Raw genomic sequence first — 19727 nt, 5'->3', positions numbered from 1 at the left:
GCGCAGCAAAGCAGGTAGCTTTTATGGATTGGGACAAACTTAGAATTTTTCACGCCGTTGCGGATGCGGGCAGTTTAACGCATGCAGGTGATACGTTGCGGTTGTCACAAAGCGCTGTGAGTCGTCAAATTCGTGCGCTCGAAGAAAGTCTAAATACCACGCTGTTTCACCGCCACGCACGGGGCCTAATTCTGACCGAACAAGGCGAATTATTGTTTGACGCGACAATTTCCATGAACAAGCGCTTAGAGGCAGCTGCGGCACGCATCCGAGACAGCGAAGAAGAGGTTTTTGGAGAACTTAGAGTTACAACCACAACCGGCTTTGGGTCCTTGTGGTTGGCACCACGGCTGCCAAAACTTTACGAGATCTATCCGGATTTGAAAATTGATCTTATGCTCGAAGAACGGGTTCTTGATCTGCCAATGCGCGAAGCCGATGTTGCCATTCGCATGAAAGAACCAAGCCAGGCTGATTTAATCAGAAAGCGGTTGATGAGCGTACGTATGCGGCTTTACGCTTCGCCAGAATATTTGGCCACGCATGGCGAACCAGCCCAGATTGAGGATGTGCGGCATCATCGGTTGATTTGTCAAAACACAAAATCAGCGCAGGTGGGTGCAGGGCTGCAGCTCGTTCAAAAGCTGATGACCTATGATTTGCCTTCAATGTTAACCGTCAACAACTATTTCGGCGTTTTGCAAGCCGTTATACACAATCTGGGCATAGGCGTTTTGCCCGATTATGTTACCCAAGATTTTGAGGGTGTTAAAAGAGTTTTGCCAGAACTTGAAAGCGTAGAAGTGCCGGTTTATCTGGCCTATCCCGAAGAATTACGGCATTCAAAACGTATAGATGCTTTTCGAGATTTTGTTCTTTCTGAAATTATTGAGCATCGCCGAAAACTGCGAGACGCTACGCAGTAAATCAACGACCTTGCTATGCATTTTTTGCATGGCGGACATGCAATCTATTGGGGTCAATGCTTATTGATTACCCAAACCGCACAGATTATGTGCAAATTCGAAAACGATTTGATTGTTTTTATACTCCCTGTTGGACCTGGCCGAGCCTTTATTGTCTCGGCCTTTTTTTCTTAAAACTATCAAAATGGAAATTTCCAACGGAACCGTCTTACCTGTGCATTCTGACCGATGCAAATTACCGGTGCCACCAAGCTCAGCGTGCAAACAGCCGCCCTGGCCCGTGATGCAAACCCAACAATCCAGATAAAGATTGCATGTGCCATGCCAGCACTTGATTAGAAGATAAAACGGGCGCGTTTATAACAGCTTCAATCGCCGGAATAGCCTCAAATGTTTGAAGGTTGGTACAGGATAGGAACAGTGCATCCACTCTTTGATCTGACCAAAGCGCGCAGGCCGCTTCAACCACTGAATTATGAGAGATACGCGCCACATTGGTTTCCAACGGCTCTTCAAACGATCCAAAAAGCGGCGTTTCAATATGCGCCTCTAGCAATCGGCGACGCAATGTTTTTGAGACATCCTCAATGTAGGGTGACAAAACAGCAAGGCGTTTGATCTGCATCGCGTGACAGGCTACAATCAATGCCGTCAATGGATCGCTGACTTGTTTTGTACGACAATTGCGACTGACCAATTCAGCAATGCGCTCTGGCCCGATCACCGATGTTCCCGACGTGCACCCATAGCCGACAACATCAAAATCTATCGGATCAGGCAGCAATCCTGCCGCCGCCGGCAAATCTTGTTCCATTTGAGCCAAAGTTTCCGACGTCACATCTGGCGCGCTGCGTATACGCGAAACGTATAAGCCCACGTCCTGTTGTGGCATCAAGCGCCGCATATCATATTCAATGGTTTCGTCGGCTTGTAACGTAATTAGGCCCATATTTGCCCGCGCGCCAACCGGTTGGCCTAACGCGTAGGGAAACGGCCCAGCCATCAATCCAGCCGGGGAAGGCTAAGCGAGGCCAAGGGCGACAATTGTTCGGGGCCAGTCTCGCGGATGACAAAATCATCCTCATGCACCAGCAAACCTCCACCGGGTAAGGCAATACCCGGCTCTAATGTCAGCACCATACCCGCTTGTAAAACGGTCTGATCCGATGCGATTAATGAAGGCCATTCGGTCAATTGCATACCAAGCCCATGACCTAAACGCCCCGCATCGCCGGTTCCCTTGCCGCCGGTCACAATTTTATCCATCGCGTGAAACACATCTGCAGCGGTTTTGCCGGGCATCGCCGCTTCTTTGCCCGCCTCAACAGCCTCTAACAACCTCTCCCAAGCTGCGCTGAGCTCGGGCGCCGGCTTGCCCGCCACAAAATTCCGATCAAAATCGCAGAAATACCCATCATGAACCAAGCCCGTGTCAAGCATCAACGCATCCCCCGGTTGCAATAGCTCTGGTCCAGCGGGCGAGATCACATCCTCATATCCCAAGGGGCCATGGCCCCCTGCCAGATAGGGCACCCAATCAGCCCCCTCTTGCAAACAAAGGCTTTGGAAACCCCGAAAAACTGCGTCTAACGGCCTGCCTTGCTGAGCGATCTCGGGCACCCTATCAAAGGCGCGGCCGGCAATCTCGCAGGCCGTTTTGATTTTAGCAATCTCAGCCTCTGACTTCACCATCCGCAGGGAACGCATAATCCCATGATCAGAGGTAAACTCGCATAAAGGCAAGGCAGCTTTCAAACGCTCAAAATCGCTTAAAGGCATGCGCAAATGCGTTTCATGCCCCGATGGCACCGCAATGCGACCAGCTTTTGAAACCCGGTCTTTGATCGTAGAGGCCAGCAAACTTAACCCGTCATCCTCTAGATCTGGGGAAGACCAGGTTCTGATATCCGTAATCCACGTCTTTGACATCAAAGCCGCGCCAATCGATGGAATGACCGCCACTGGCTTGCCAGATTGAGGCAGGACCAAAAACCAAGGCCGCGATGGGCTTTCCCAAAAACGGGTTAAATAGCCCGTAAAATAACGTATTTCAGGTTCGGTTGTGAAAAACATCGCATCCAACCCCGCCGACCGCATCGCGGCTTGAGCGCGCAAAACGCGGCCTTCGAATTCGGCAGTTTCAAACCCGCGATCAGGCGTCACTGGCTTCGCTAAGCACGCATAAAACGCGCGACTCATCACCAATACCTTCGATATTTTGAAACAACGCCGCCAAACCGGCCCCGCCAGAGGGCGTAGTTTCAAGATCAAGCGCGTCGAGATGCGGCAAAACTTCTACTGCCTCTGTATCCGAAATCAAACAAAACAGATCTGCATCTTCTGCCAACCCTTGAAGCGCGATCAATGAGGGCTCTTTGCAATCCAATCGGCCCATATTAGACGCTGGCCCCAAGGTGATTTCAGATCTACCCGCTTTGATGCTGTTATACAGCGCCGGCGCGGCGTCGGGTTCAACAACAATAATTTGCGGCGCGTTCCCCCACATTTTTCTAAAATAACCTGCTGCGGCAGAGGCCAAGCCCCCAACGCCGGCCTGCAAAAGAATATGTGTTGGCGGGGTTTGCATTTGCTCAACCGCCTCCGCCGCCATAACCAAATAGCCTTCCATCAGCTGATGAGGTGTATCTAAATATTCGGCCCAAGACGTATCCGATAATAAAACCCATCCATTATCAGATGCCGCCATGAGCGCGGCCTGCATACTGGCTTCATAATTATCGCCGGCCCGCACAACTTCTGCGTCATGACCGCGCAATTTTTCCGCAAAGCTTTCAGGCACCGTGTCTGAAAGAAACACCACCGCCTTTGCGCCAAAAACCTTGGCTCCTGCGGCCACAGAAAGACCATGATTTCCCGCGCTAGCGGTAACAAAGGTTTCACCTGTCAGATCACGTTTTTGAGCCGCTTGCGCTATTACATAAGCCGCACCCAGTGCTTTAAAACTGCCCAACCCCATGCGCCCGCGCTCATCTTTTACGAAAACCTCCCCGGCACCGCCAAACCCTTGCAAATGTTTCATCGGCGTAGGTGCGGCAACGGGGCATCGCGCCAAAAGCGCCTGCGGGGTTGCCGCATCATCGCTAGGACGGGGAATTTCCGGCATATTCAACCCATCACTCATGCCAACATAAGGGTTTGCTAAAAGCTGCATCAAAGCCTCATCATTAAGTTTAAAATCCGACGCTCACAAGAGAAGGAGTTGCGTTGACAGTCAAGTGATTATTTTATCCTTTGAGAATTTGAGACGCAAAATTTAAGCGTTACGCCTGCCCTGCCCGGCCAACCCGCGGGCGTTTTTGCCATGGCCGATTGCTTGCTCTTAAGAAAAGCTTCCCGTATGAGGTGCAGAAAATTGACATTAGGGGCGAGAATGCGCGAACCAGAGATTTCAGACGAGCTTATTTCGGCCCATGGACTTGCCGCGGATGAATATCAGAAAATCCTAGAGATCATCGGCCGCGTCCCGACTTTCACCGAATTGGGTATCTTCTCGGCCATGTGGAATGAGCATTGCTCGTATAAATCTTCGAAGAAATGGCTGCGCAGTTTGCCCACAAGCGGCCCACAAGTGATTTGTGGCCCCGGAGAAAATGCTGGCGTAGTTGATATTGGCGACGGACAGGCGGTTGTGTTTAAAATGGAAAGCCACAACCATCCCTCGTATATCGAGCCTTATCAAGGTGCAGCAACTGGGGTTGGTGGAATTTTACGCGATGTGTTTACGATGGGCGCGCGGCCGATCGCGGCGATGAATGCACTTAGCTTTGGCGCAGTAGATCACCCCAAAACGCGGCAGTTGGTGCATGGCGTTGTGGCCGGAATTGGTGGCTATGGAAACTGTTTTGGTGTGCCGACGGTTGGCGGTGAATTGCGCTTTGATCCTGCTTATAATGGCAATTGCTTGGTCAATGCCTTTGCCGCCGGTTTGGCCGATGCGGATAAAATTTTCTACTCGGCAGCCTCCGGTGTTGGCATGCCTGTCGTTTATTTAGGCGCAAAAACCGGCCGCGACGGTGTGGGCGGCGCCACAATGGCGTCGGCTGAATTTGACGATACGATCGAAGAAAAACGCCCCACCGTTCAAGTTGGTGACCCGTTTACCGAAAAACGTTTGATGGAAGCCTGTTTGGAACTGATGCAGACTGGGGCGGTGATTTCTATTCAAGATATGGGTGCGGCTGGTTTAACCTGCTCGGCGGTAGAAATGGGGGATAAGGGAGATTTAGGGGTGCGGCTCGACCTTGAAAAAGTGCCGACGCGTGAATTGAACATGACTGCGTATGAAATGATGCTATCGGAATCTCAAGAACGGATGCTAATGGTGTTACAGCCCGAAAAAGAGGGAGAAGCGCGGGCTGTGTTTGAAAAATGGGACCTTGATTTTGCGATTGTTGGGGAAACGATTGCAGAAGACCGGTTCCATATTTGTCTAAACGGAGAAACCAAGGCTGATTTACCGCTCAAAGCCCTTTCTGGTACAGCGCCCGAATATGATCGACCATGGGTTGAAACGCCCCCTGCGGGGGCCTTGGCAGATATTCCCGAACTTGCCCCGATCGACGCGCTAAAGGCTTTGATTTGCGATCCGAACTACGCAAGCAAACGGTGGGCATATGAACAATATGACAGTCAGGTTATGGCCGATACGATACAGGGCCCCGGCTTGGGCGCAGGGCTTATTCGGGTGCATGGTACCGAAAAACAATTGGCCTTCACCAGCGATGTGACACCACGCTATGTACAGGCCAACCCGGTTGAAGGTGGCAAGCAGGCCGTTGCAGAGGCCTATCGCAACTTGTGCTCCATGGGGGCAACGCCTTTGGCTACCACCGATAATATGAATTTTGGCAATCCAGAAAAACCAGAAATCATGGGCCAGTTTGTGGGCGCAATTAAAGGTATCAGCGCGGCAGTTTCTGCTCTGAATATGCCGATTGTTTCGGGAAATGTGAGTTTGTATAATGAAACCGACGGCGCTGCGATCTTACCAACGCCGACGATTGGCGCGGTTGGTCTGGTGGGCGCGCAGGACGAGCCGATTATCGGCGTTGCGCGCGCCGGCCATGAAGCATTGCTGTTGGGCTCGCCTGGTACGCATTTGGGCTGTTCAGCGCTGTTGAGCAGCGTGTTCAACCGCTCAGATGGCGATGCGCCCAGCGTTGATCTCGATGAAGAGCGCCGCAATGGTCAATTTATTTTAGAGAACCGAGAGCTGATCAAAGCTTGCAGCGATTTATCCGATGGCGGTTTGGCCTTGGCAGCATTTGAAATGGCGCATGCCGCCGACACCGGGCTTTATATTCAAAGCGAAGATATGGCCTATTTGTTCGGTGAAGACCAAGCCCGTTATCTCATCGCTTGCAATTTTGATCAGGCCGAAGCCCTGATGATTGCAGCCGGTCAAGCCGGCGTGACGCTTTCATCAATCGGTCGATTTGAGGGCGATCAGTTGCGCTTTGGATCCGCGCATGCAGATCTAAGCGCGCTGTCAGAGCTTTATAATTCGAGCTTTGGAACCTTGTTTGATTAGGCAAGATTGACAGAACGCGCCCGCGCGCGTTTTCTTTTCGGATCGGCTCTTGCACAGCCACTGGCCGCATCCTACATTTGATCTGAAAGTGAGGCTTGCATCATGGCAATGACGGCGCAGGAAATTGAAGATCTTATTCGGGCTGAATTCCCCGATGCTGATATCACCATCAAAGATTTGAGGGGCGATGGAAATCATTATGCCGCAGAGGTTGTTGATGCAAGTTTTCAAGGTAAAAATAGGGTTCAACAGCAAAGATCCGTTTACGCCGCGCTCAAAGGTAAAATGGATGGCGCGCATGGCGAATTGCACGCGCTCGCCCTAACCACAAAGGCACCCGACGCTAAGATCTAAAGCACGCACACCCGAATTAAAAACAAAAAACCACCAATGGCGACGTAAAGAAACAAACCGTTGACCTATAAGTAAGAGAGATCCAGATGAGCGACACAAAAGTACAAATAGAAGAGACCATTAAATCAAATTCTGTCGTGCTGTACATGAAGGGCACAAAAGAGATGCCGCAATGCGGGTTTTCAAGCCGTATCGCTGGCGTGCTAAATTACATGGATGTTGATTACAAAGATATCAATGTTTTGGCCGATGATGCGATCCGTCAGGGCATCAAAGACTTTGCAGATTGGCCAACGATTCCCCAGCTTTATGTGAATGGTGAATTTGTGGGCGGATGCGATATCATTACCGAGATGACCCTATCAGGTGAATTGGATGCGCTGTTTTCAGAGAGCAACGTTGCCTTCGACAAGGATGCCGCAGATAAAATTCGCGAAGCCAACGGATAAGCGCCCCATTCTGGGCGTGTTTGTTCCCATCAAACAGAAATCATACCGTCAACGGCCGAGTGCGGCCAAGTCTTCGCCGCGCTCAACAAGCCGGTTGAGAATAGACAGGCTTTCGGCATCTAAACCCGCCGCGTCATGTCCCGCTGTAGGTTGCGGCTGCTGGGCAAGTTTTTCTTCCGCTTGTGCAAGCTGAAGTTTCAAGCTCGCCATCTTATCCGCCAACATCAACCCCGCCATTAACAGCATACGTTGCTCTGGAAGGCGCCCTATTTGGGCCGAAAGCTCGGTGGCTTCTGCGTCAAGCAATGCCGCAGCAGCCGTCAAAAACCCCTCTTGCCCGGGCTCGCAGGCCACGTCAAAGGGGCGGTTGCCGATTTCAACATTTACGCGTGCCATTTATGCTTCTCCATTCTCTGAGATATCCGTTCGGCCAAGGAGCTTTGCCAAATCTTCATAGAGTTGTTGAACTTCAAACGCCTGCTCTTTGCGCGCTTGCTCTGACGCTTCAAGGCGCTGCGCCAAATCTGCCTTCTCAGCACTAAGCCTGTTTACGATTTCCTGATTATCGTTTGCAATTTTTGGCTCGGCCAGCGCGTCAAGCTCGGATTTCAGAGCGGTATTTTCAGCTTTTAACAGGTCAAGTTCAGCGACAGCGTGATCTTTTTTTTCGCCGGCTTGCGGTGACGATTTCAAATGCACCGCGATATGATCAAGAGCAGCGTCCATACGCTTTTCGAATTCTTTAATTTGCTCCATCGCCTAACCTTTTGCTTCTTCACGCGTTTTACAAATCAACCATAACTTCTGATGCGGCGCAAATCCAGATGAAACTTTCGGCAAAGCGCGTTCAAAACCATCACCAAAATATATCAGTGATGGCAAATCTCCGTTTCCGGCTGCGGGTTATGCTTGAACTTCGCGGCAGGGCTGTTATGCAACGCTCGTTCTCTGCTTTTTATAGGAAATGATGCCAATATGGATATTCAAACGCTACGTTCTTTGCATTCAGACCATTGGCAGAACGCCTGTGCCATTCGTACCCTTACATTGGATGCAATCGCCGCTGCAAATTCGGGCCATTCCGGCATGCCAATGGGAATGGCTGATGTCGCCACCGTGCTCTATGAAAAGCATCTTAAGTTTGATCCAAAAAACCCCACTTGGCCCGATCGTGATCGATTCATTCTATCGGCCGGCCATGGGTCAATGCTGCTTTACAGCTTGCTCCATTTGACGGGCTACAGCGATTTTCCGATCGAAGAGCTTAAAAATTTCCGCCAATTGGGCGCTAAAACTGCAGGCCATCCGGAAAATTTTCTATCTGATGCTATTGAGACCACAACCGGACCACTCGGCCAAGGCATCGCCAACGCGGTGGGATTCGCAATGGCAGAAGAAATTCAACGCGCGCGCTATGGTCAAAAAATTGTGGATCATTTCACCTATGTTATCGCGGGCGATGGTTGTCTGATGGAAGGTGTGAGCCAAGAGGCGATTGGGCTCGCTGGGCGCCATGCTTTAAGCAAACTGGTGGTGTTCTGGGATGATAACAACATCACGATTGATGGGAGCGTCGATTTGGCCGACCGCACGGATCAATTGGCCCGTTTCACGGCGTCCGGCTGGCATGTGCAAGAAATTGACGGCCATGATCCCGCAGCGATTGATCGCGCGATCACAGTAGCCAAAAAATCCAAACAGCCCTCAATGATTGCTTGTAAAACCCATATTGCGCTTGGATCAAGCGCCCAAGACACCTCAAAAGGCCACGGCGCCCTTACCGACCCACAATTGATCGCAGACACTAAAGAGGCATATGGCTGGACATCCGACGCGTTCGACATTCCCAAAAATATCAAATCTGCATGGGAAGGCTTTGGCGCCCGTGGCCACTCCGAGCATGCGCTATGGGAGGCGCGTTTCAAGGCTTTATCCGCCAGCAAGCAAGCCGATTTTACGCGCGCCTACGCGAATGAAGCGCCCAACAAACTTGCATCCGCGATCCGCAAGTTCAAAAAAGAAATCTCAGAAACAGCTCCAAAGCAAGCCACCCGTAAATCGAGCGAATTGGCCCTAAACGTGATCAACCCGATCCTGCAAGAAACAGTTGGCGGATCGGCCGATTTATCTGGATCAAACAACACGCGCTCCAAAGATATGAGCGCCTTTGATATCGATAACCGCGCGGGCCGCTATGTGTATTGGGGCATTCGCGAACATGGTATGGCCTCGGCGATGAACGGAATGGCGTTGCATGGGGGCATGCGCCCCTATGGTGGTACTTTTATGTGCTTTACCGATTACGCACGCCCCGCGATGCGGTTGGCGGCCCTGATGAAGGTTCCAACCGTATTTGTTATGACGCATGACAGTATTGGTTTGGGCGAAGACGGCCCAACTCATCAGCCCGTCGAACATTTGGCGATCAGTCGCGCCACGCCCAATACGTATGTCTTCCGCCCTGCGGATGCCGTTGAAACGGCTGAAGCCTGGGAATTGGCCTTCACCAGCCCCAAAACACCTTCTGTCTTGGCGCTGTCGCGGCAAAATCTGCCAACCGTCCGTTTGAGCCATAAATCGGCCAATCTCTCGGCACGCGGCGCCTATGTTTTGGCAGAAGCCACGGGCAAGCGCGAGGTAATTTTGATCGCGACCGGTTCGGAGGTTAGCCTTGCCATTGAAGCACGCGATATGTTGCAAGAAAAAGGCATTGGCACGCGCGTTGTATCAATGCCCTGCATGGAATTATTCGCGGCGCAAGATGAGCGTTATCGTAGATCGGTTTTGCCCGCGGGCAGCGCAGTGCGTGTTGGTATTGAAGCAGGGATTCGCCAAGGATGGGATCAGTGGCTGTTGGGCGAGCGCGCACGGGCAAACCGGTCTGCATTTATCGGTATGTCAGGTTTCGGAGCCTCTGCGCCAGCTGGCACATTATTCGAACATTTTGGAATCACGGCAAAGGCTGTTGCGTCTTGCGCCGAAGAGCTTCGGTAACCAAATATCTCTACGATAGGCCATCGGGTGAGTCGCAAATTTAGGCGCGCAAAGCTCGTTGGCCCATCCAACTTATTTTTGAAAACATATTGTTAGCGCAAGCATTTTTTAAACCGCACAAGTTATCGCTAACATATTGGAAAATAGACGATAAATAGTGTTCAACACTATTTAAACATTCTATAGATGCTTCATGAAAATGAGGTAAGCGATGACAGTCACAGTGGGAATAAACGGCTTCGGGCGGATTGGCCGCTCAACATTGGCTCATATTGCGGAAAGCGCAAGAAATGATGTGCAGGTCGTTAAGATCAACGCCACCGGCCCCGTGGAAACCAATGCGCATTTGTTGCGCTATGACAGCGTTCATGGCCGCTTTCTAGGCACGGTAACGGTCGCCGGGAACACGATTGACCTGGGCCGCGGACCGATGGATGTGATGTCGTCTTATGACCCGGCCGCGCTAGACTGGTCTGGCTGTGATGTTGTATTAGAATGCACTGGTCAGTTTAATGATGGCTTAAAATCCTCGATCCATTTGGAGCGAGGGGCAAAATCAGTTTTGATTTCGGCCCCCGCCAAAAACGTGGATAAAACGATCGTTTATGGCGTGAACCATCGCGAGCTTTGCACCGAACATCGCCTGGTTTCAAATGGCTCTTGCACAACCAATTGCCTCGCACCGCTCGCGAAAACGTTAAATGATGCAATCGGTATTGAACGCGGAATTATGACCACGATCCACTCTTACACGGGCGATCAACCAATGCTGGACCGCCGGCATAATGATCTTTACCGCGCCCGCGCAGCCGCGATGGCCATGATCCCCACTTCGACCGGCGCAGCCAAAGCCCTAGGAGAGGTTCTGCCTGAGCTTGCTGGTAAGTTGGACGGCACCGCAATGCGCGTGCCAACACCAAATGTATCGGCCGTTGACCTAACATTTGAGGCTGCAAAAAATGTAACGGTCGAAGAGGTGAATGCCGTTATTGAAGAGGCCGCTGCGGGGCATATGGGACATGTACTTTCCTACGATCCAGAACCAAAAGTTTCGATCGATTTCAACCACACGCCCTATTCGACCATTTTTGCGCCGGATCAAACCAAAGTCATTGGAGGGCGCACCGTTCGCGTCTTGGCATGGTATGATAATGAGTGGGGGTTTTCATGCCGTATGGCAGATGTTGCCGCGACCATGGGGCAATTGCTGCACTGACATTGCCGCGCTGGCTATGTCAGCGCCCAACCAGCCTGTAGACGCCGCATAGCTTTGGCAGCTTTCACTGCATTTGGCATAAAGAGCGGTATCTGTGGGTGGTTAATTTGCGTGCCTTGCTCTGTAAGCTCGAAAAACTTCTATAAAACTGACCGCCATGCGCTGCATTCGGGCTATTTGCAGTTGACTTTCTGAGCTAATTGTCAATGTTAGCGCTAACTTATTAAAATCAATAGAGGCCGAGATGACTACAAAAATCGCTATTAATGGCTTTGGCCGCATTGGTCGCAATATTTTGCGGGCTTTTTCAGAAAATCCACGCAATGATCTAGAAGTTATAGCAATCAATGATCTTGGTCCTGTTCAAACAAATGCGCATCTTTTGAAATATGACAGCGTCCATGGTCGGTTCGGCAGTGAAATTGAAATCACAGATAATTCTATTGATATTGGTCATGGACCAATCGCGGTGACAGCGATCCGCAACCCTGCCGAGCTGCCTTGGAAGGATGTCGATATTGTATTGGAATGCACTGGATTTTTTACAGAGCGCGCAACGGCCGCCCAGCATCTTGAAAATGGAACCGCCAGGGTGATTGTCTCGGCCCCCTGTAAGGACGCTGATAAAACCATCGTCTATGGCGTCAATCACGGCGCGTTAAGCGACCAAGACATCGTAATCTCGAACGCCTCTTGCACAACAAATTGCCTTGCTCCGGTGGCACAAGTGCTGAATGACAGTATCGGCTTAAAACGGGGCTTTATGACAACGATCCATAGCTATACTGGCGACCAGCCTACCTTAGACACGATGCATAAAGATCTCTATCGTGCCCGCTCTGCTGCGCTGAACATGATCCCAACCACCACTGGCGCGGCCCGCGCGGTTGGATTGGTGATGCCAGATTTGTTTGGCAAATTAGACGGGGTTTCCATCCGGGTGCCAACGCCGAACGTATCTTGCGTCGATCTGACATTTGAAGCCAGCCGTGACACCACTATTAACGAAATCAATGCCGCGTTTGAAGCGGCCGCGGCTGAAGGGACGTTAAAGGGCGTTTTGGGCACCACCAATGAACCTCTTGTCTCAATGGATTTCAATCACGACAGCCGCTCAAGCATCGTGGCGTTGGATCAAACAAAGGTTATGGAAGGCACGATGTGCCGCATCCTGTCTTGGTATGACAATGAATGGGGCTTTTCCAACCGTATGCTGGACACAGCTACGCAAATGGCTAAGTTTCTGTAAACAGACGCGCGGTGATCACTTGGGAAGTTTGGCCTGCAGGCTTTCCAAAACGGTTGGCGTAACAAATTTGGACGCATCTCCGCCCAATCGGGCAATTTCCTTCACCAATTTTGACGCAATCGCTTGATGCTTGGCTTCGGCCATTAGAAACACGGTTTCGATCGATGAATCCATCGCCCGATTCATACCCACCATTTGAAATTCATATTCAAAATCGGCAACCGCCCGCAACCCGCGCACGATCACCTGCGCTTTTACATCACGGGCGCAATCGATCAAAAGGTTTTCAAACGGATGCGCCACGATCTCTGTACCGGTTTTCACCGATAAAACGGCACATTCCGCCTCGATCAAGGCAACGCGCTCTTCTAATGTGAACAAAGGCCCTTTATCGCGATTTATGGCCACACCGATCACCAATCGATCCACCAACATCGCCGCCCTTTGAATAATATCGATATGACCGAGCGTTATCGGGTCAAACGTACCAGGATAAAGACCAATGCGCATCTTATCACTCATTCGCTACTGTTTTAAGCCGCACAAATATTATTCCACGGTCAAATGCAAGGGGCTAATGCCCCATAATCATGCCTTGTAGCGCGTCTTTCTCCATCGAAATCTCTTGCAGACGCGCGAAAACCACATCGCCCTGCGAGATCAAACCGATCAACGCACCCTCTTCCAAGACCGGCATGTGACGAAACCGGTTTTCCGTCATCAGCGCCAAAACATCATCCGCGCTTGTTTGCGGGCTGCAGGTCACAACGTCGCGTGACATAAATTGTTCAACCGGCGCTGATAGAGCATTCGTTCCGGCTTCGGATAATGCACGAATAATATCCCTCTCAGATAGAATTCCGAGCGCGTTTTTGCCCGTTTCTGAAACGATGACCACACCGATCTTACGCGCAGCAAGAATTGAGATGGCCCCAGACAGATCCGTCTTCAACGGCACCGTGATCAAATTCGCGTTATTTTTTGTATTAAGAATGTGCTGAACAAACATACCACCACCTCTTATTTTATAAATCAATCACACACTGTTAGGCTGAAGCCTTAACAGGCAGCTGTCAAGCTAAGGCTTCCAATCGGCTGATTTCAGCCCGAATCCCGGCGACAAGCGCCTGCGCGAGGCGGTTCATACGCTCAAGCCTTTGATCTTCTTTATAGCGTAAAAGATAGAAACTTCGCGTTAAAGACAGCTGATCAGGCATCACACGTTTCAGGTTACCTGCAGATGGCAACGCAAAATCATGCGCAATCCCTATCCCTGCCCCTGCCCGCAGCCAATGATATTGCACAGAAACTGAATTTGATCCCAGCACCACCCGATCTTGTCCAAGATAATTTTGATAATCTAATTCCTTGTCAAAAATCATATCGGCGATATAGCCTATAATTTTATGCGTTTTTAAATCTAACAACGTGTCGGGCGTAGCGAATTTTTCCAAGTATTCTTCAGAAGCGGCCAAGTGCAACTTGTAATCGGTTATTTTTTGTACGCTTAAACGGGCTGAATTTGGCGGGCTCACCGCGATCGCCATATCGGCTTCACGTTTGGTCAAATTGACAACCCGTGGCATGGAAACAATCTGAATATCTAGATCAGGATTGGCGCGCGAGATATCAGCGCAGACTTTCGGCAGCACAAAATTTGCGCAGCCATCCGGCGCACCTATCCGAATTTGGCCGCTCAACGTTCCGTCACGGCCTTGCAAGTCGCGCGATAGATCTGCCATCGCGCCCTCCATCGACAAAGCGTGCCGCAAAAACTGATCTCCCGATCCCGTTAACACATAACCAACCGAAGACCGCGCAAATAAAACAACCCCTGCACGCTCTTCTAGCCGTGTCACTCGGCGCCCAACCGTGGCCGGATCGATCCGCAGCGAACGTGCAGCCGCAGATAAGGTTTCATGACGCGCCACCGCCAAAAACACTCTGATATCATCCCAATTTTGTTGCATACCATCATACCCTGCATTTATGCATTACCTATTTGTGATATTGCCCCTGTTCATAGCATTTTTGCAAGACTATGCTTATGTAAAATTGACAGGAGAAAAAACATGACTGAATTAACGCATTATATTGGCGGGGCCCATGTAAAGGGAACCTCCGGGCGCTTTGCGGATGTGTACAATCCCGCCACCGGGGAAGTGCAAGCAAAAGTGCCTCTGGCGTCAGCCGCCGAAATGTCTCAGGCTGTAGAAATTGCCGAGACGGCGCAGCGTGCCTGGGGGGCCGTGAACCCACAGCGCCGCGCCCGTGTCATGATGAAATTTGTCGATTTGCTCAACCGTGATATGGAACAGCTTGCCGAAGCGCTTAGCCGGGAACATGGCAAAACTCTGCCAGATGCCAAAGGCGATGTGCAGCGCGGGTTAGAAGTGGTGGAATATTGCATTGGTGCACCGCAAATGCTCAAGGGTGAATTCACCGATAGCGCCGGCCCTGGCATTGATATGTATTCGATGCGTCAGGCCCTAGGGGTTACGGCTGGAATAACGCCGTTCAACTTTCCCGCAATGATCCCGATGTGGATGTTCGCGCCGGCGATTGTCTGCGGCAACGCCTTCATTCTCAAACCATCCGAAAGGGATCCTTCCGTGCCTTTAATGCTTGCAGAGCTGATGGAGGAGGCAGGGTTGCCAAAAGGCGTTTTACAAGTGGTCAATGGCGATAAAGAAGCGGTTGATGCGATTTTAGACAATCCTGTGATCCAATCGATCGGATTTGTCGGATCGACGCCGATCGCCGAATATATATACGGCCGCGGTTGCAGCAATGGCAAACGCGTTCAGTGTTTTGGTGGTGCCAAAAACCATATGATCATCATGCCAGATGCGGATATGGATCAGGCAGCCGATGCGTTGATCGGCGCCGGATATGGGGCTGCAGGCGAGCGCTGTATGGCGATTTCTGTTGCGGTGCCCGTGGGCGATGAAACCGCCGACCGCCTGATTGAAAAATTAGTGCCGCGCATTGAAAAGCTAAAAGTTGGCCCTTACACGGCGGGCGATGAGGTTGATTATGGCCCGGTTGTCACCAAAGCTGCGCAACAAAATATTCTGGGGTTGGTGGAAAGCGGTATAAAGCAAGGCGCAGAACTTGTTGTGGATGGGCGCGATTTCAGTTTGCAAGGCTATGAAGATGGTTTTTTTGTTGGCCCGCATCTTTTTGACCGGGTCACTCCAGAAATGGACATTTATAAAAAAGAAATTTTTGGCCCAGTTCTCAGCACAGTACGCGCCGGAAGCTATGAAGAAGCCATCTCATTGGCGATGGATCATGAATATGGCAATGGCACGGCAATTTTCACGCGCGATGGAGATGCGGCGCGCGATTTTGCCAATCGGATCAATATTGGCATGGTCGGTATTAACGTTCCAATCCCAGTGCCCCTTGCCTATCACACCTTTGGTGGTTGGAAAAAATCCGTGTTTGGCGATTTGAACCAACACGGACCCGACGCGTTTAAATTCTACACAAGAACCAAAACCATCACGTCTAGATGGCCCTCTGGTATCAAAGAAGGCGGCGAGTTTAATTTCAAAGCGATGGATTAACACATCTAGGTAAGCCGCACCAATTTAGCGGCTTACCTTTCCTACATCTGAGCCAGTCAATTGGTCATGTGAGCAAACCCGCAAAACGGCCTTATCTGCAAGCTCACCCGCTATCTTGGGACTTGCATAGCGGTCAAGAAAGCGCCAATCATTCTATCTCACCCCAACGACACACATGCAGGAGGACTTCTTTGGATTTTTCGTTAAGCAGCGAACAAACCGCAATCTTTGATATGGCTTATGAGTTTGGCCAAGAGCATATTGCCCCCTTCGCGCGCGATTGGGAAAAGCAAGGCACCATTCCAAAAGAGCTGTGGCCCAAAATTGCGCAGCTGGGTTTGGGCGGTATTTATGTCTCTGACGAGATGGGGGGATCCGGATTAAGTCGGCTTGATGCGACCTTGGTGTTTGAAGCTTTAGCAATGGCCTGCCCCTCAGTCTCAGCTTTTTTATCAATTCACAATATGTGTGGCGGCATGATCGATCGTTACGGCGATCCAGAAACCCGCGCAAGATGGTTGCCGCGCTTATGCCAAATGGATTTGATTTTCAGCTATTGTCTGACCGAACCTGGCTCGGGATCAGACGCGGCAGCGCTGCGCAGTCAAGCCACGCGGACCAATGAAGGGTATCAGCTTAACGGAACCAAGGCCTTTATCTCAGGTGGTGGGTATTCAGATGCATATATTGTAATGGCCCGAACCGGGGCTGAGGGCCCAAAAGGCATCTCGGCTTTCATTCTGGAAGCTGGCAGCGATGGGCTAAGCTATGGCGCTCTCGAGGATAAAATGGGCTGGCGCGCGCAGCCCACGGCGCAAGTTCAGTTTGACGCCTGCCCAATTCCTGCTCAAAATCTGCTGGGTGAAGAAGGCAAAGGGTTTCAATATGCGATGGCTGGGCTGGATGGCGGCCGCTTGAATATTGCGGCAAGCGCCTTAGGCGGCGCAGAGCAGGCCTTACAATCCACGCTGGCCTATATGGGGGAGCGCAAGGCCTTCGGCAAAACGATTGATCAATTTCAAGCCCTACAATTCAAATTGGCGGATATGGAAGTAAAGATGCAAGCCGCACGCAGCTTCCTGCGCCAAGCCGCGTGGAAATTAGACATGCAGGCTTCAGATGCCACAAAATTCTGCGCTATGGCAAAACTTTTGGTAACCGACAATGCCTTTGAGACCGCCAATCAATGCCTGCAATTGCACGGTGGCTATGGATATCTTGCCGATTACGGCATTGAAAAAATCGTTCGTGATTTGCGCGTTCATCAGATTTTGGAAGGCACCAACGAAATCATGCGGATGATTATCTCGCGCCAAATGCTGGCAGATAGATGAACGATATCTCTATTCGCCAGATTGGTCACGCCGGGCGTATCACCTTACAACGGCCTGAGGCGCTAAATGCCATGACTGCTGAGATGTGCAGCGCGATTGAGCAGGCGCTGCTGACCTGGCGCGATAAAAGCGATATCCAGCTGGTAATTATTGATGCAGAGGGCGATCGGGCGTTTTGTTCTGGGGGAGATATTTCTGAATTATACAAGACCGGCAGCCAAGGGGATTATGCTTATGGGCAGGCGTTTTGGGCGGCTGAATATCGCCTGAACGCATTAATCTATAATTACCCCAAACCCTATATTGCTTTCATGCAGGGGTTTACGATGGGCGGGGGCGTTGGAATTTCTTGCCATGGCAGCCACCGTATTGTGGGAGAAACCAGCCAAATTGCTATGCCAGAATGTGGCATCGGGTTGATCCCCGATGTGGGCGGATCCTATATTTTGGCCTGCGCTCCAGGCTATTTGGGTGAATATTTGGGTTTGACGGCGGCAAGAATGGCCGCTGCAGATGCGATATATGCCGGTTTTGCGGATCACTTCATTCCACAAAGCCACTGGAAAACCTTGATCGAAACTTTGGAAAAAACGGGAAATACCGCGCATATCGTCAACGCGGCCCAGCCTGCTCCGAGCAGCGATTTGAAAGCCCTTCAAACCCAAATAGATCGGCATTTCTCGAATGAAACGCTGGCGGGCCTGATCTCGTCCCTTACCGCGAGCGATGATGCCCTTAGCCAAAAAAGCCTTAAAATGATAAGCAGAAACGCGCCTTTATCGATGGCCAGTACGATTTTGCTGCTGCGCCAATTGCGCGATGAAGGCCCCGATATCTATCGCGCTTTGAGGTATGAATACAGGTTTACCGCGCGCGCTATGGAGTTTGGTGATTTTTTAGAAGGCGTTCGCGCGGCGATTATCGACAAAGACAGAAACCCGAACTGGCAATTTAATCTGACAGAGGTGCCTCAAAAGGCCAGCCGAAGCATGTTGACCCCATTGGGCGCTTTGGAATTGAACGTGAAGGAGAGTTAAATGCAAATTGGATTTATTGGCCTTGGAAATATGGGGCGCCCAATGGCGGAAAACCTTGTACGTGCGGGCCATATGGTGCGCGGTTTTGATACAATGACCGTGCATGCCGAGGGGGTTGAGATCATGGATTCGGCCGCCGCCACCGCCGCTGACGCCGATATCGTGATTACCATGCTACCGAACGGCGCAATTCTAAAATCTGTTGCGGCCCAGATCATACCGGATATGCGCGCTGAAAGCATTTTTCTGGATTGCTCGACAGTCGATGTTCAAAGCGCACGCGAAATAAGCGAAATGGCCAATGCCGCCAATGTCGCGACCTTGGATGCACCAGTCTCTGGCGGTATCGGCGGCGCGTCAGCAGGTACGCTTACCTTCATGGTCGGCGGGCCTGAAAAGGCGTTTCTTACCGCAAAACCACTATTTGACATTATGGGTCAAAAATCTGTTCACTGTGGTGAAAGCGGCAATGGGCAAGCGGCTAAAATCTGCAATAATATGATCCTTGGCGCAACCATGATTGTCACCTGCGAAGCCTTCGCGCTTGCCGATAAATTGGGCCTAGACCGTCAATCAATGTTTGATGTGGTCAGCACCTCCTCAGGATATAGCTGGTCGATGAATGCCTATTGCCCTGCGCCAGGTATTGGGCCGAATTCTCCCGCAGATAATGGCTATCGGCCCGGGTTTTCAGCAGAATTGATGCTAAAGGATCTGCGTCTCAGCCAACAAGCCGCGCAAACCGTGGCCGCTGACACGCCGCTCGGGCAAGCGGCAACGCAGCTATATCAAACCTTCGTGGAAGATGAAGATGGCCTTGGAAAAGATTTTTCTGCGATGCTGCCACGCTTTGAACAGCGTAAACGCTGCTAAAGACTTTAAAACGACGAGGTGGAATTGAAACTCAGGGCGCATGACAAGTAAAAAATTTCGTATAGTCGACAGTCAGCTGCGCCTAAAATAGCGCAAAATTCAAAACCTTTTTGACGTAACGGATCGGTGCACATCAAGCTCCTGTTTGCGAGCACGTCAATCGAAAACTTTT

The 19727-nt window shown here is 51.0% G+C and carries 19 protein-coding genes; 11 read left to right on the top strand and 8 right to left on the bottom strand.

Annotated features, from left to right (window positions below):
• Window positions 1–23 precede the first annotated feature (23 nt).
• Window positions 24–926, top strand: a complete 903-nt coding sequence (locus UM181_14360; protein ID WQC62485.1) for a LysR family transcriptional regulator — start codon at window positions 24–26, stop codon at window positions 924–926.
• A 253-nt stretch (window positions 927–1179) separates the two neighbouring features.
• On the opposite strand, the gene UM181_14355 is transcribed toward UM181_14360, so the two are convergent.
• The 3 genes from UM181_14355 to UM181_14345 are packed head-to-tail and all read right to left on the bottom strand — an operon-like array spanning window position 1180 to window position 4098.
• The gene (locus UM181_14355; GenBank protein ID WQC62484.1) at window positions 1180–1929 is read right to left on the bottom strand and encodes an Asp/Glu racemase; all 750 of its coding nucleotides are present in this window, start codon (window positions 1927–1929) and stop codon (window positions 1180–1182) included.
• A complete protein-coding gene (locus tag UM181_14350; GenBank protein ID WQC62483.1) occupies window positions 1929–3089 on the bottom strand; it encodes a Xaa-Pro peptidase family protein in 1161 nt (386 codons plus the stop codon). The genes UM181_14355 and UM181_14350 overlap by 1 nt, the downstream gene beginning before the upstream one ends.
• Window positions 3079–4098 (bottom strand): pyridoxal-phosphate dependent enzyme, encoded by a 1020-nt coding sequence (locus UM181_14345; protein WQC62482.1) that lies wholly within the window; start codon window positions 4096–4098, stop codon window positions 3079–3081. The genes UM181_14350 and UM181_14345 overlap by 11 nt, the downstream gene beginning before the upstream one ends.
• A gap of 219 nt (window positions 4099–4317) precedes the next feature.
• Here UM181_14345 and purL point away from each other — a divergent pair, with 219 nt between their 5' ends.
• The 3 genes from purL to grxD all read left to right on the top strand — a co-directional run bounded on the left by purL (window position 4318) and on the right by grxD (window position 7280).
• On the top strand, window positions 4318–6477 hold the full coding sequence (gene purL / locus UM181_14340; protein ID WQC62481.1) for a phosphoribosylformylglycinamidine synthase subunit PurL: 2160 nt from the start codon (window positions 4318–4320) through the stop codon (window positions 6475–6477).
• A 102-nt stretch (window positions 6478–6579) separates the two neighbouring features.
• Window positions 6580–6831 (top strand): BolA family transcriptional regulator, encoded by a 252-nt coding sequence (locus UM181_14335; GenBank protein ID WQC62480.1) that lies wholly within the window; start codon window positions 6580–6582, stop codon window positions 6829–6831.
• A gap of 86 nt (window positions 6832–6917) precedes the next feature.
• Entirely contained in the window at window positions 6918–7280 is a 363-nt protein-coding gene (grxD, locus tag UM181_14330) for a Grx4 family monothiol glutaredoxin (protein WQC62479.1), read from the top strand.
• Between the two features lie 48 nt (window positions 7281–7328).
• Here the strand turns inward: grxD and UM181_14325 are convergent, their stop codons facing one another.
• Both UM181_14325 and UM181_14320 read right to left on the bottom strand, forming a co-directional pair.
• Window positions 7329–7676, bottom strand: coding sequence for a cell division protein ZapA (locus UM181_14325; GenBank protein WQC62478.1), 348 nt, complete (start codon window positions 7674–7676; stop codon window positions 7329–7331).
• Complete coding sequence (locus UM181_14320) at window positions 7677–8036, bottom strand: hypothetical protein (GenBank protein WQC62477.1); 360 nt, start codon at window positions 8034–8036, stop codon at window positions 7677–7679. It lies immediately after the preceding gene.
• Window positions 8037–8255: 219 nt separating this feature from the next.
• Between UM181_14320 and tkt the strand changes: the two genes are divergently transcribed.
• The 3 genes from tkt to gap (UM181_14305) all read left to right on the top strand — a co-directional run bounded on the left by tkt (window position 8256) and on the right by gap (UM181_14305) (window position 12739).
• Entirely contained in the window at window positions 8256–10274 is a 2019-nt protein-coding gene (gene tkt, locus UM181_14315) for a transketolase (protein ID WQC62476.1), read from the top strand.
• Window positions 10275–10485: 211 nt separating this feature from the next.
• Window positions 10486–11490 carry a type I glyceraldehyde-3-phosphate dehydrogenase gene (gap, locus tag UM181_14310; protein ID WQC62475.1) on the top strand — a complete coding sequence of 335 codons (1005 nt, stop codon included), beginning with the start codon at window positions 10486–10488 and terminating at the stop codon, window positions 11488–11490.
• 244 nt (window positions 11491–11734) lie between these two features.
• Window positions 11735–12739, top strand: coding sequence for a type I glyceraldehyde-3-phosphate dehydrogenase (gene gap / locus UM181_14305; protein WQC62474.1), 1005 nt, complete (start codon window positions 11735–11737; stop codon window positions 12737–12739).
• Window positions 12740–12754: 15 nt separating this feature from the next.
• On the opposite strand, the gene coaD is transcribed toward gap (UM181_14305), so the two are convergent.
• From coaD to UM181_14290, 3 genes are all read right to left on the bottom strand, one after another.
• On the bottom strand, window positions 12755–13249 hold the full coding sequence (gene coaD, locus UM181_14300; protein ID WQC64769.1) for a pantetheine-phosphate adenylyltransferase: 495 nt from the start codon (window positions 13247–13249) through the stop codon (window positions 12755–12757).
• Window positions 13250–13313: 64 nt separating this feature from the next.
• Window positions 13314–13748, bottom strand: coding sequence for a CBS domain-containing protein (locus UM181_14295; GenBank protein ID WQC62473.1), 435 nt, complete (start codon window positions 13746–13748; stop codon window positions 13314–13316).
• Window positions 13749–13812: 64 nt separating this feature from the next.
• A complete protein-coding gene (locus UM181_14290; protein WQC62472.1) occupies window positions 13813–14709 on the bottom strand; it encodes a LysR family transcriptional regulator in 897 nt (298 codons plus the stop codon).
• 102 nt (window positions 14710–14811) lie between these two features.
• Between UM181_14290 and UM181_14285 the strand changes: the two genes are divergently transcribed.
• The 4 genes from UM181_14285 (at window position 14812) to mmsB (ending at window position 19555) form a co-directional block, all read left to right on the top strand.
• Complete coding sequence (locus UM181_14285) at window positions 14812–16311, top strand: CoA-acylating methylmalonate-semialdehyde dehydrogenase (protein ID WQC62471.1); 1500 nt, start codon at window positions 14812–14814, stop codon at window positions 16309–16311.
• 191 nt (window positions 16312–16502) lie between these two features.
• Window positions 16503–17645 carry an acyl-CoA dehydrogenase family protein gene (locus UM181_14280; GenBank protein ID WQC62470.1) on the top strand — a complete coding sequence of 381 codons (1143 nt, stop codon included), beginning with the start codon at window positions 16503–16505 and terminating at the stop codon, window positions 17643–17645.
• Window positions 17642–18682 (top strand): enoyl-CoA hydratase/isomerase family protein, encoded by a 1041-nt coding sequence (locus UM181_14275; protein ID WQC62469.1) that lies wholly within the window; start codon window positions 17642–17644, stop codon window positions 18680–18682. Before UM181_14280 ends, UM181_14275 begins: the two co-directional genes overlap by 4 nt.
• Complete coding sequence (gene mmsB / locus UM181_14270) at window positions 18683–19555, top strand: 3-hydroxyisobutyrate dehydrogenase (protein ID WQC62468.1); 873 nt, start codon at window positions 18683–18685, stop codon at window positions 19553–19555.
• The last annotated feature ends 172 nt before the right edge of the window (window positions 19556–19727 follow it).

It is taken from the genome of Alphaproteobacteria bacterium US3C007 (genome assembly GCA_034423775.1).
GTDB classification, from domain to species: Bacteria; Pseudomonadota; Alphaproteobacteria; order Rhodobacterales; family Rhodobacteraceae; genus Thalassovivens; species Thalassovivens spotae.
The sequence above is the reverse complement of the archived record's forward strand: the minus strand, read 5'-3'. Positions and strand labels throughout refer to the sequence as shown.